Genomic DNA, 12656 nt, shown 5'->3' with positions numbered 1-12656 from the left:
TGCCGGCCGGCCGACACCGAAGCTCGAATCTTTAACCCAAAACATTAAGCGTAGATCGCGGCTTTGCGATTCTGGGTGAGGCATCAGAGCTTTGGATTGGATTGTAAAGAGTGTCTCGCTCTACCGGTCTGCGCCCGGCGCCGCGCACCATCTCTTCCATGCCGAGTTTGGTCAACTGGTTTTCGTTTCCCTCCGCCAGGTACGATTCCATCAGCGAGCCTCCATCGTTGATGGTGCCGTCGAGATCGTCAGCGCCAAAACGCAGCGCTATTTGCGCCAGGTTCTTGCCAAGCATTACCCAATAGGCTTTTATGTGCGCGATGTTGTCGAGCATCAATCTCGAGACGGCAATTGTCTTGAGGCTGTCAATACCACTGGGGCCGGGGAGATGCGAAAGATCCGTGCCTTTCGGATGAAATGCGAGAGGGATGAAACACATAAACCCGTCAGTCTTGTCTTGCAGCTCGCGTAGCTTCACCAAATGGTCCACACGGTCTTCGTAGGATTCGACGTGCCCATACAGCATCGTGGCGTTAGTGTGGATTCCGTGGCGGTGGACCTTCTCAGCCAGCTCAAGCCATCTTTCTCCCGAGGTCTTGTGCGCGCAGATGCGACTGCGGGTTGGGTCGCGGAAAATCTCGGCGCCGCCGCCCGGGCAACTATCCAGGCCGGCAGCTATCAGCCCTTCAATAACCTCTTCATCGCTCATCCTGCAGACTCGCGTCAAGTGATCCAGTTCGACCATAGTGAAGGCCTTTAGATGCAGGTCTGGAAATTGTCGCTTGAGCTCGCTGAGCAACGATGCGTAGTAATCGAATTGCAGCCTGGGGTGTAGGCCCCCAACGATATGAAGTTCGCGCGCCCCCTCCTCGTAAGCCTTCCGAGCAATCTCCACGCACTCTTCAACCGACCACTCGTATGCCTCGGGATGGCGCACTCGCCTATAGAAGCCGCAAAAGGCGCAATCAGAGATGCAGACGTTGGTATAGTTCATGTGACGGTTCACATTGTAGTAGGTGAGGTCGCCGTTGATTCGCTCCCGCACTTGATTCGCAAGCGACCCGACCGCCAGTAAGTCGTCACTTCGGAACAGCGTCATTCCGTCCTCGAATGACAAACGCTCGCGGCTTTCTACTTTCTCGGCTATCCCGTTCAATTCCGTAGGCAGGGAAGTCTCGCGCATTAATGCCTCCATCGCTGATGTCACTTCAATCGTGCCGCTGAGATTATACAAATAATGTGAGGCGTCACCAAACTTTGCTCGCGGCCCAAAAGAAAAGCGCGCCCTCTCGGGCGCGCTTGCGAGGTTCCTCGTGGACGTCATCGATCTGGTCAGTTGAGGGCACAGCCGATCGATTGACCACCGGGTTATGGATTGTCTGCCGGCTTTACGATGTCTTTGAGTTCGGCGCGCAACCGATCGATCTCTAGGATGCGTTCAGAGATGCGCTCAAACAAGGCGGCTTGAGCTTTTACCCCTTCGCTGATCAAGAAGGCGGCTGCCTCCGATCTGCTCTTGAAGATTCCTGTCTGAACCAGCGCGTCAAGGCTCTTCAATGAGTCATCGTTGACGCGTACCATCACGACATGATCCCTGGCGGCGAGTGCCGAATCGATTGCCTTGCCTATTGACTCGGTAGCTTTGTTGAAGGCCTCACCTGTTTTCTGAGCCACCTCTTTGACTGACGAAGCTATCTCGTCAAAGCCCGACTTCGGGCGGGTTTCATCGTTTTGAATGTTGGTGACCACGATATCGTCGTAGTCGGGGGACTTCTCTTCGATGACTACATCACCTGACGAATTTCTCTGTTCTGCCATTTCCCAATACCTCCTTACCTTCATTGTCGTAATTTCATTACGTCAAATCAAGTGGTGAGGTTCGGCTTGAGGAGTGATTCAAGCGGGTTTTGTCTCAACGCCGCTAAGTAAATCGTTGCGGACTGAACGGCTGTGCAATATGATGAAGAGCTTTTCCTGGCCGCAAACTCGTTACTGTGTTCCGGGGAGTTGTATACCGGCAGTGCTCTAGCCTTTAGAGCAAATCCATACACATTGGACGGTGACCTATGATGGAAACACGTAGCAAACCAGCGCTGCACTCCGCAATAACGGTGCCGGTAGTTCGAAAACTACTGCATCGAGGCGCCCGCTTGCGAGTGGCGCGCATACTCACCAAAGCGTATCCGGTCGAGGTTGCGCGGCTGTTGTCCGCATTGAAGGGTTCGGAACGCGCGCAGGCATTTAAGATTCTGCTCGACGAAAGCGACGTGCAGCACATCGCTAATGTGATCAGTGAAATGTCACTGAGCGATAGTCTTCCACTGCTCGAGCAGCTCAAACCGGGGCAAATTGCCGCGTACTTGAGCGAGATGCCGGCTGATGATGCAACCAATCTCGCCTCACGCTTGCGCGACCCTTTAGCCGCTCAGGTCCTGGCGTTGATGGAAGCGGAACCGGCCGCCGATGTTCGCGAGTTGTTGGAACACGAAGAGCGGACCGCCGGCCGCATAATGACGCGCAACTACTTCGCTCTTGACGAGGACGTGACTATAGCCGAGGCGGTAGCGGCCCTTCAGAAACGTTCTGAAGAGTTCGAGATGGTCTTCTACGTCTTTGTAGTCGACAAACGAGATTACCTCGTTGGGGTCGTCAGCTTGAGGAAGTTGCTGACTACTCATCCGGCAACTCAGTTGAAGCGAATAATGGTTCAGGATGTGATCAGTGCGAAGGCGAGTGCTGATCAGGAGAAAGTAGCGAGGTTGGTGGCTGAATACAATCTGCTCGCCGTTCCCATTGTGGATGATGAAGACAAGTTAGTTGGGATTGTTACCGTAGACGACGTCATAGACGTTCTACAGGAGGAAGCTGAAGAAGACTTGCTCGCGCTTGCTGGGGTCTCGGCTGAAGAACGAGTAGATACGCGCCCCCAGCGCTCGCTCCGCTTGCGAGCGCCGTGGCTATTGGTGAATCTCGCCACTGCTTTCCTTGCCTCCTATGTCGTGTCCCGCTTTGAGGGTTCAATAAAACAATTGCCTCAACTTGCGACCCTTATGCCGATTGTGGCAGGAATGGGCGGCAACGCTGCCACTCAAACGGTGACCGTCATCATTCGGGGGATGGCCCTGCACGAGCTTGTCAACACAACGCGAGTTACTCTCAAGCAGGCAATCGTGGGCTTAGGCAACGGGTTAATAAACGGGCTGGTCTGTGCGGCGGTGGTTGCTGCGTTCTATCACAGCGTGTGGCTCGGCGTGATCATAGCCGCGGCGATGATAATCAACATGGTCGTTGCGGGAATAGCCGGCACGCTTCTCCCCGTCTTGCTTAGACGATTGAATGTTGACCCTGCGGTGGCCTCATCGGTTTTCGTGACCACATGTACAGATGTGGCGGGCTTCTTCTCGTTCCTCGGCATTGCCACGTTACTGCTGAACCTGAAGATACTCAACCCCGGATGAAATGGGATTCTCGGCGCGGCGCTTGACCTCCAATGATGTCATTAAGCAATCTCTTGGCGCTCGGGAGGTAATCGCGAGGCTCAAAGGCGAGCAAACACCCTGGCTAAAGCACAACCAGCCGTGAGTTGAAGAGACCCTATGGCCACTGCTCGCCTGCCTGTGGGAACCATCATCAACGCCGTGTCAAAGGAGCCGCCTGAATAGATTGAACCCGATGCTGAACTTGCTTGGCGGCAGAGCCTGATTGCTCGAGTTGTACCGCGCCGTTGTAGTCGTTTGAGTGTTTGAGAACGTGAGAGAGAAGACGTGACGTCCGATTCGCTTTTCGATTCCGAATGCGATTGCGGCTTCGGACTCGTTCTTGAATCCGGTGACCTGTCCGATGTTCGGATCGAAGTTCGGAGTTATCCGCCCCAACTTAAAGCCGACCCGCGGCGTGTACTCGAAGAGCAGAGAGGTCGTGGGCCGGATTCGCGCGTTCATTCCAAACCCGAACGACCCGGTATGCTGGCCGAGTCTGAGCTTCGCGGCCAGCGGCTGGGACGATAAGAATTCCTTGAATCGATCGCTGCCGTTAGCATTGATGTGGGCGGCCGGCGAGAAAAACAAATTGAGATACTTCGTGAGGCTCCGGCCGATCATCGCCTGAAAGTTATAAGTGTATCGCTCGGTAAAATTGTAATCGCCCTCAATGCTCGTGTAGGCCGACAACGCAATGGGAGAACGGCCGGCTTCGTCGAGAAGGTGATATCCGAGACCGAGTTCGATTGTCTTGCAAAGTCCGGGCTCACAGATCGGTGAGCGGTAGACATTGGCGTACAGCCGGTCAGTTATCCCGTACGTGAACCCGAATGACGAGACCGCAGAGCTATCCAGCCCCAGCAGATCCTTGGAGATTCGCGCTATGTGCTCATCGGCATCCTCCAAGTCAAACGGCGTGATCATCTCTTGAAACCGGTGGGTGAAATGCATGTTAAGGCTGTGTCGCCGCACCGCTTTCGGCGTCGGGATGTTTACGATGTGGTAATCGTACGGCTCGTATGCCTTGCTGCTCTCGCGCTCCTTGGTTTGGGCCGGCTGGGTTGGTTCTTTCGGCTTCTGCGCCTGCGCCGCAACAGGCTCGGAGATCCGCTCGACGGTTTTGTTTGAGGTATCAATCCTCAAGCGCTCGCCTGCGGATTCGACTATCACCACCCCTCGAGCGTTCGAGTCGAATGTCACCTTCATCTTTGAAGGCGCCTCCTCGGATGATCCTGTCACGACCAACTCACCGGCCATCTCGGGACGGCCGTCTTCGCGAAAAGCCGTACAGGAGAGGTGATATCGGCCCACCTTGTTTGGAGTCAACTCGATCACCTTCGTCTGCCGTGCCTTGATTTCCTGATCGATGTCAAATTCTTTGATCGCGAACGCGTGATCGACATCCTCGGAGGTGACGACGAGTTTGATGTGTTCGCCCTTGTTCACGTGGATGGTCTTCGGGCTGAAGTCGAATCCGCGCGCGGTGATTTTGATTTCGCGGGGCTGCGGCCGATCGGTTAGAGGTCCAGCCGCGCACACTGCTGTGAAGAATATGACCAGGAGTGGTGCGGTGATTCCAGAGGCGCTTCTCATCGTTTTCATTCTTTTGGGACTCCTCGACAGAATGGTAATAGTGGTTCGGTCTGAACTATGTTAGACGCCGCCGTGGCGAGTATAGACTGGGTTTATGCGTTTTCCAACGCCGGTTGATTGGGAGAAGCGAAAGGATATGTCATGACTTTCGGACGTGCGAGCGTATAATCGGTTTCCCCTTCGCACCAGGAGAAAAAGATCCATGGCGAGAGAGCCGGCAAAGACCCCACGCGAGATGCCGAGTTCCAAACGAAGGCCATCTGGCGTTGTGATCGCCGCGGCAGTCCTGGTTGTAGCAGTCGGCGCCGGGCTCCTTATACTCGCATTCATGCGCTCGAGCCCGGCGGGCCGGTCCAACGGCGCGGCGGGCAATACACCACCTGTTTCGGACGGACGAGCGCGGCAGCAGTCTTACGAAGTCATCAACGGCTATCCTCACGATCCGGCCTCGTTCACGCAGGGTCTCTTGTGGAGGGACGGTGGTTTCTATGAAAGCACCGGCTTGTACGGTCAATCAAAGCTGCGGCGTTTGGAGTTTCCATCTGGCAGAGTCCTGAAAGAAACCAGCCTTCCTCCGCAACTGTTTGGCGAAGGGCTGGCGCTGGTTGATGGCCGATTGATCCAGCTTACCTGGACTGCGCATCGCGGGCTTGTATATGACGTCGAGACCTTCCGGCTGCTTCAGGAATTCAACTACGACACGGAGGGCTGGGGACTTACTTACGACGGCAAGAACTTGATCTTAAGTGATGGCAGCAGCGACCTGTTTTATTTTGACCCTCAAACATTCAAGCCGGTCAAAACGCTTGCTGTGAAGATGAACGGTCAACCGATTCACGAGTTGAACGAACTGGAATTCATCGACGGCGAGATATGGGCGAACGTGTGGCAGAGTGATCTAGTCTTGCGCATCGACCCTTCGACGGGACAGGTCACATCATTCTTGAATCTGAAAGGGATTCTCGCGCCTTCCGACAGGAAGGGAACCGAGGATGTACTGAACGGGATAGCCTACGACGCCGAGCAGAAGCGAATCTTCGTGACCGGGAAGCTCTGGCCGCGAATCTTCGAGATAAGAGTCAAGTGAATGATTGCTGGGGGGTTCCGATAGCCGAGACGTTTCGACACTGCTTGAACCTGAACGCCACCGACCGCGATTTTTCCATTAGCCCAGGCGTTCACGCCTGGGTTGCGTGTGGGGATGGTCAGGTTAGCCCCGTTCACGGGGCTTTCCAAGCCGCTTTAGCTTTTGAATTTCGAATCCTGAGTTGAACAATTGCCTGAAGGCCAAACCAAAGCCCGGTGAACCGGGCTATCTGGTCGGGCGGCACGCGTGACCCAGGCGTGAACGCCTGGGCTATTGAAAACCGACCGCGAGCGTGAACGCCTGGGCTGAATTATTCTTCCAGTCGCGCAGCGAGTTCTTCGACGGTTGTAGCCGGCTTGAGGCACGTGTAGTTGCGGCATACGTATGCCGTAGCCTTGCCGTCAATTGCAGTTCTTCCCATCAACAACTGAATCTCCGACGCGGCGCCCTCGGCGTCAGGCTCGCACGCCGCGACAACCTTGTTAGGCAGATAGCGAGAATGGATTTCTTCGACGAATGATCTGACTTCGTGCGAATCAAGTTTGCCGGCGATTGCGATTTCCTTAGGCTCCGAGAGATAGAAATCGAGCGCGCCCAGCATGTACCCGAACGCGCTCGGGTAGCGGCTCATTGCCGGACGCATCGCCCGCAGAATCGTTACGGCGCATCGCGAGTATTCCTGACCTTGAGTGAGGAGTCCCAGTTTTAGAAGCGCGATCGCGGAAACCGAATTCCCCGAGGGCGTCGCGTTGTCAAAGTAGTCCTTCGTGCGCGTAATCAGCTCTTCGTGATCCGACGATGTGAAGTAGAACCCCCCGTCTTGCTCATCCCAGAACCGGGCTATCATAGTGTCCGCGAGCTGGCGAGCTGGCGTGAAGAATCTCATCTCAAAAGTCGCTTCGTAAACCGCGAGCAGACCCTCGATCACGTACGCGTAGTCCTCGAGGTAGCCGTTCAGTTTCGCCTGACCCGCTTTGTAAGTGCGCAACAATCGCCCGTCCTTCATCAACTGCGTTGTGAGGAACTCCGCGTTGCGCACCGCGACCTCTCGATAGTCGTCGCGCCCCAGGATGTTCGCGGCTTCAGCGAACGCCGTCAGCATAAGCCCGTTCCACGCAGCAAGCGTCTTGTCATCGCGCCCCGGCCTCACTCGCTGTTCACGCGCATAGAAGAGCTTTCGCTTGCACGCGTTGATTATCCTGCTGATCTCCTCGACGCTTCCGCCTTTTTCCACGGCGAACTCTTCAAGCAAACGAGGCGTGTTGAGAATAGAGTTGCCGTGTTCAAAGTTGCCCTCCTTGGTCACGTCGAAAAAGTCGCAGAAGATCTCACCGTCCTCTCCGCCGAGAATGCTCAGCACTTCGCCCCTGGTCCAAACATAGAACTTTCCTTCTTCGCCTTCGCTGTCGGCGTCCTCCGACGAATAGAACCCGCCGCTGCGGTCGGTCATATCGCGAATGATGTATTCGAGCGTCTCTTCCGCGATTCGCCGGTAAACCGGATTCTTCGTTTCCTGATATGCATACAGGTAGATCCGAGTCAGTAGCGCGTTGTCATAGAGCATCTTTTCAAAGTGAGGAACCAGCCACCGAGCATCGACCGAATACCGCGCGAACCCGCCCCCGAGATGATCGTACATTCCGCCGCCGGCCATCTTCTGAAGTGTCGTCTCGACCATGTTCAAAGCCTCCGGCGAGTGCGTGCGCTTGTGATGACGCAGCAACGACATCAGCGTCATCGAAGGGGGGAACTTAGGCGCGCTACCGAAGCCACCATGCTTGTTGTCGAAGCTGCCGGCCAGACCAGAGAACGCCTGGTTCAATACTTCGGTCGTCAGCATTTCGTTTGATGCGATGAATCGATCGCTCTTTTTCAACTCAGCGGTGATCGCGTCCGCGCTTGCCAATATGTCCGCTCTGCGGTTCGTGTAAGAGTCGGTGATCGAAGTTAGCACTCGCGGAAATCCGGGCATGCCGCGGCTGTCTGTTGGCGGATAATAGGTGCCGCCGTAGAACGGTTTCAGATCGGGGGTGAGAAAGACGGTCATCGGCCATCCGCCGTGGCCGGTCATCATCTGAACGGCATTCATGTATATTGAGTCGAGATCGGGACGCTCTTCGCGGTCTACTTTTATGCAGACGAAATTCTCGTTCATCAGCCTGGCGATGTCTTCGTTCTCGAACGACTCGTGCTCCATCACATGGCACCAATGGCAAGCGGAATAGCCGATTGAAAGAAGAATTGGTTTGTCTTCCGAGCGCGAGCGTGCGAGAGCTTCAGGCCCCCAAGGATACCACTCGACTGGATTGTGCGCGTGTTGAAGAAGGTACGGACTAGTCTCGTCGATCAGTTTGTTTGTGTGCCGTTCGCTGGTCATTGATGTCCTCGCGCGCGATGGGGTCCACTTGAATTGAACTATACTGGCTGAATTATTGATTTACCAGTAGAGAGCCAATTGGCGAACGCGATTGAGGCGGTAGTTCGTATTCAAGTGGGCTGGATATGGAGGAGCAAGATTGCATTGGCGCGACTCAAGTGGGGGTTGCGTCTGCGCTGCCTTTTATTCCGCTTGCTGCTTCCTGTCGGCCGGCTCTAACGTGTGCGTCGTGTGGTCGGTGACGCTGAACGAAGGCTCCGGCAGGACACGCGGCTTCGATTCAGCTAGTTCATTAGTGGTGAGTTCCGTCTGTTGAGGGATGGGATATGCTTTTTTAGCTTCGCGCATTGGGCGCAACAACAGCCAGATAATCACACTATCGACTCCCAGGAAAGCCAGGAAAGTCAGAAGCGAGAAAGCGATGATCAGCCCGTTGTTGAAGTGAACCACTTCCTTCATCACCGCCATCAGACCGATGACCGCCCCGATACCGACGACGGTGACAGATACGAGGGCCCACACGAGAGATTCGTGTGCCATCTCGGACGCTATGCTCGGGCTGCGGTCCTTCGCATTCAATTCGGCCCCACAACGATTGCAATAGCTCAAGCTCGACGACACTGCGGTACCGCAGGATGAACAATACATTTGATTACCTCACTGAGGCGATACGATACGGCGAGTTATCGAGTTTGGCAATTGCACTGTCGACGACAGGCAAGTGTATCCTGAATCGGTTGACCGGTCTCGCTTTGAAAGAACTCATTCGGACTTCGCTTCGACGGCCAGACGTCACTTGCACAGCAGCTTCAAAGGACCCATGCTGTATTCATTGATGCTCTTAAACTGGAACGAGCGGAGGGTATCGACTGCGGTTCATAGCGCGGCAGGCGCACAGATCATGGCGGAGACAAACACCTCTCATCCTGTGTTGCTCTATGATGGGCTGTGCGGCTTCTGCAGCAAGGGTGTTCAGCGCATCCTTCGCTACGATAAGCGGAAGACCATGTTCTTTGCCGCATTGCAGAGCGATTACGCCAAGTCGATACTGACCCGCCATCCGGAATTGAAAGGCATAGATTCGCTTGTGTTCGTAGAGCCCCTCGACTTCGCGAACCTGGAGCAAGTGTTCGTGCGATCCGATTCGGCGCTGCATGTGGCTCGGTATTTGGGTGGGCCTTGGAAACTGGCTCTCGCCGGGTACATCATCCCGCGATCCGTTCGAGATTACCTTTACGATCAGTTCGCAAAGCGACGGTACCGGTGGTTTGGGAAGTATGATGCTTGTCTGCTACCGGCGCCGGAAGTACGCGCGCGTTTCTTGGACTAGCGAACTACAACAAACCCCGTTTCGAAGATGCTATCGTCACCTGCTCGTCGAAACGACTGAATGATCCAGCTTTGATTGACGTATCAGCAAAAACAACGGCAAGCCCAGAGAAACCCTACTAGAAGATTGGAGGCGATATATATATCCAGAGATGACACATTCTCAATCTGGTTCCCTCCGAGTTAAACAAAGACCTATAGCGCGAGTGAAGACACAATCAGGTCCTGGCCAAAAAAGCCCGACACCTTGTTCGCGAAGAGCTGCTGGAAAGGAAGCGATGTATCCAGCCCATGCTCTCGCAAGAAACGAAACAACTGAGAATAAGGAAGAATCGTCCCCGCGACGCAAGGTATGAAATAAAGAATCTGGGTCGTTTTCATGGCGCTCATCGTCTCCTTTGCTGAATGTACCGTGGACTGTCCCCGGCCTGCTCGCGTAGCTGTTCAGCGGGCTCGAATCGAGCGCGAGCAGCGCCGTGAGCGGGAGCGCAATGCGCGTGAGCATCCCGTCCCGAAGATCGAGACTGTCTGCCCAGCCCAGAGCTTGGTGAAATCGCGATGGCGCCAGAGCCCGGTGAATTGAGGTCGCAAGAAAAGGGATGACGGGAATGCCATCGTGCGATGGCGCGAACCGTGTCTATAGCGGTCATTGTCGCTACTTTCCAGAGAGCTGATTCACAATAACAAGCCGCCAAGGGGTCGAGACTCTGCGCTGGAGTCGGTTGTTAAAACTTCTAATTTCCTTCCGCATAGTTACTAGGCAGGCGCGGTTTATAACCTTTGTCCGCTTCGATGCGCTTCAGAACGGACGTATGGATCTTGGCGCCCTCTGGAATTTTCCGCATTGCTGGCCGCCATGCCCGCCAGAACCCTGTGCGTGACTCGTGGATCTCACTCAGAGGATCCGGTTTTAGCTTCTCCTTCCAGCCATCCTTGAGTCTCAATCCCTCTCGTTGAGCATTTTCCAGCATCCAAATCAAAGCAATGTCAGACAGACCGCGCTGCTCATACCACCCGCCAACATCCGAATGCACGCCCGCAAACCAAACCTGGGCGACGTTTTGACCGGGCTGCAGATCCTCCTCTTCCCAAAGGGTGATGGGAAATTTTTTTCGCTTTTCATCGATGGAAATTGCCTGGTAGCCATGCGCCACGTCCTTGTTAAGCCGGGTATTAAAGAATTTCCTCTTGCTATATACCCAGCCAAGTGAGCCAACGGTATCCCACACGCCAATAAAATGAGGTTTGCATTCTTGACAGTAGGTTTCCTTGAATCCGGCTGCATTTCGATCATTGTCGGGGGTGTTGTATATATCGCTGGCATAAGGAATCAAGTTGACGCTGCCTTTTTGGAGCAGCCCAACTTTGTGAAGCATACCCGCCAGGGCTCGCGCGGTGTACGCACCGCGGCTGAAACCAAACAGAAATACTCTGTCGCCCGGCTGGTACCTGTCCATGAGATAACAATAGGCATCTTCGATGTTTTCCGTGAGGCCCCAGCCAAACGCCTTGCCGATAAGCACTCCGATCTTCTTGCCCAGAATGCGGCCAAAAACACTGAAGGTCCCGACGCCTGGATCATAATTTGCTATTTGATCCTGATCGCGCACAACGGTCTTATACATTTCGACAACGTTGGTATTGTGATCTCCGTACGAATTCCCGGTTCCATCGCAGCACACAACGATATTAGTCATGACCCATTCCTCCTTTGATTTTGTCGAGTGTTATCAAAGCAGCTTTGTTTAGGCTCTTAGCCGGCCTTCACAGCAAAGTGAATGTGATTCTTATGCTGGTCCAGCGTTGCGCTGTTGTAGTTGTGCTTCTGACCCACGTCGTAGTTCCAATGATTGCGATCACCTTGGCCGGCTACAGTAGCGTCAAAGATGATCTCATCGATCTTAAGCTCCAGAACCTCCGCATCGGTTGCGATAGCCGGCAGCAGCATCGCCGCTATCTCTTCGTTGCCGACATCGAACGCACGCCCCTCACCGTGATGCCCTTCGGTGCGAACAATCGAGCTTATGCGAATCTTCTGTAATTTGGAGACCTCGAGGACTAGCTTCTGCAACAATGCAGAAGCCTTTGTTCCGTCATTCTCCCCGAGTAGTTGTTTCTTCAACTTGTTTGGAGGCGGATCGAATATGATCCGGCCTTCCGTGATCTGCGACTTCAGTTCATCAACTACACTCATGGCCTCTCCTTTCGCTGCGATGTTGCGGCAATTCCTTTGAGCCCGGCATATTTTACGGCCATCTTCTTTACCGTGTTCGCTCCACGAACCGTTGCCAGCTGACCAAGAGTCTTGCTAAACACAGTATTGGAAATGGTCGATTCGCTTTGCTTCGTGCGTCCCAACCAGTAGATCTCCCGTCCACGCAGATGCAGGTCATCGACTTGGGTTCTCAGGGCCATCAGCCCTTGCTTGGATCTTTCGTCCGGCGTTTCGCTCAGGAACACAATGTTGAACGCCACAGCCGCATCGAAATCGGATGGCGAGAACGGCTGGTAATTCGCGATCTCGACTAACTCAGGTTCGGTTCGTATAAACGTGACGACTTCATAACCAAGTTCTTCGCGCAACCCATTCTCGATTTTCTTCTCGAGGGTCTTTACACTCTTAGATGTCGATTCAAAGATTACATTACCGCTCGCAATGAAAGTTTCAACATTGGAGAAGGCGAGCGACTCGAAGATCTGGCGTAAGCGATCCATCTTGACCACGTGGCCGCCAACGTTGATGGCCCGCAGGAATGCGAAGTATCGGGTCATTGATTCCTGTCTTGGCCAA

At 54.4% G+C, this 12656-nt stretch carries 12 protein-coding genes; 3 read left to right on the top strand and 9 right to left on the bottom strand.

Going from position 1 to position 12656, the window contains the following annotated elements; genetic code table 11:
- Positions 1 to 31: 31 nt before the first annotated feature.
- Together mqnE and AABO57_01580 are read right to left on the bottom strand one after the other, a co-directional pair.
- Positions 32 to 1183, bottom strand: a complete 1152-nt coding sequence (gene mqnE, locus AABO57_01585) for an aminofutalosine synthase MqnE (protein MEK6284415.1) — start codon at positions 1181 to 1183, stop codon at positions 32 to 34.
- A gap of 185 nt (positions 1184 to 1368) precedes the next feature.
- Positions 1369 to 1818, bottom strand: a complete 450-nt coding sequence (locus tag AABO57_01580; GenBank protein ID MEK6284414.1) for a hypothetical protein — start codon at positions 1816 to 1818, stop codon at positions 1369 to 1371.
- 248 nt (positions 1819 to 2066) lie between these two features.
- Between AABO57_01580 and mgtE the strand changes: the two genes are divergently transcribed.
- Entirely contained in the window at positions 2067 to 3458 is a 1392-nt protein-coding gene (gene mgtE, locus AABO57_01575) for a magnesium transporter (protein MEK6284413.1), read from the top strand.
- 183 nt (positions 3459 to 3641) lie between these two features.
- On the opposite strand, the gene AABO57_01570 is transcribed toward mgtE, so the two are convergent.
- On the bottom strand, positions 3642 to 5081 hold the full coding sequence (locus tag AABO57_01570) for a DUF5777 family beta-barrel protein (GenBank protein MEK6284412.1): 1440 nt from the start codon (positions 5079 to 5081) through the stop codon (positions 3642 to 3644).
- A gap of 193 nt (positions 5082 to 5274) precedes the next feature.
- On the opposite strand from AABO57_01570, the gene AABO57_01565 reads away from it, so the two are divergent.
- A complete protein-coding gene (locus AABO57_01565) occupies positions 5275 to 6159 on the top strand; it encodes a glutaminyl-peptide cyclotransferase (protein MEK6284411.1) in 885 nt (294 codons plus the stop codon).
- Positions 6160 to 6469: 310 nt separating this feature from the next.
- Here AABO57_01565 and AABO57_01560 read toward each other — a convergent pair whose 3' ends face one another.
- Positions 6470 to 8536 carry a thioredoxin domain-containing protein gene (locus AABO57_01560; GenBank protein ID MEK6284410.1) on the bottom strand — a complete coding sequence of 689 codons (2067 nt, stop codon included), beginning with the start codon at positions 8534 to 8536 and terminating at the stop codon, positions 6470 to 6472.
- A gap of 183 nt (positions 8537 to 8719) precedes the next feature.
- Complete coding sequence (locus AABO57_01555) at positions 8720 to 9076, bottom strand: hypothetical protein (protein MEK6284409.1); 357 nt, start codon at positions 9074 to 9076, stop codon at positions 8720 to 8722.
- Between the two features lie 361 nt (positions 9077 to 9437).
- Here AABO57_01555 and AABO57_01550 point away from each other — a divergent pair, with 361 nt between their 5' ends.
- Positions 9438 to 9866 (top strand): DCC1-like thiol-disulfide oxidoreductase family protein, encoded by a 429-nt coding sequence (locus AABO57_01550; GenBank protein MEK6284408.1) that lies wholly within the window; start codon positions 9438 to 9440, stop codon positions 9864 to 9866.
- A gap of 194 nt (positions 9867 to 10060) precedes the next feature.
- Here AABO57_01550 and AABO57_01545 read toward each other — a convergent pair whose 3' ends face one another.
- The 4 genes from AABO57_01545 to AABO57_01530 all read right to left on the bottom strand — a co-directional run bounded on the left by AABO57_01545 (position 10061) and on the right by AABO57_01530 (position 12637).
- Entirely contained in the window at positions 10061 to 10255 is a 195-nt protein-coding gene (locus AABO57_01545; protein MEK6284407.1) for a DUF2834 domain-containing protein, read from the bottom strand.
- Between the two features lie 344 nt (positions 10256 to 10599).
- A complete protein-coding gene (locus tag AABO57_01540; protein ID MEK6284406.1) occupies positions 10600 to 11562 on the bottom strand; it encodes a DUF2235 domain-containing protein in 963 nt (320 codons plus the stop codon).
- Between the two features lie 56 nt (positions 11563 to 11618).
- Positions 11619 to 12059 carry a hypothetical protein gene (locus AABO57_01535; protein ID MEK6284405.1) on the bottom strand — a complete coding sequence of 147 codons (441 nt, stop codon included), beginning with the start codon at positions 12057 to 12059 and terminating at the stop codon, positions 11619 to 11621.
- Entirely contained in the window at positions 12056 to 12637 is a 582-nt protein-coding gene (locus AABO57_01530) for a DUF1697 domain-containing protein (protein ID MEK6284404.1), read from the bottom strand. The genes AABO57_01535 and AABO57_01530 overlap by 4 nt, the downstream gene beginning before the upstream one ends.
- Between the last annotated feature and the right edge of the window lie 19 nt (positions 12638 to 12656).

It is taken from the genome of Acidobacteriota bacterium (assembly GCA_038040445.1).
In the GTDB taxonomy this organism is placed as follows: Bacteria; Acidobacteriota; Blastocatellia; order UBA7656; family UBA7656; genus Onstottus_A; species Onstottus_A frigus.
Note: the sequence above shows the minus strand (reverse complement) of the source record. Positions and strands in the feature narration are given on the sequence as shown.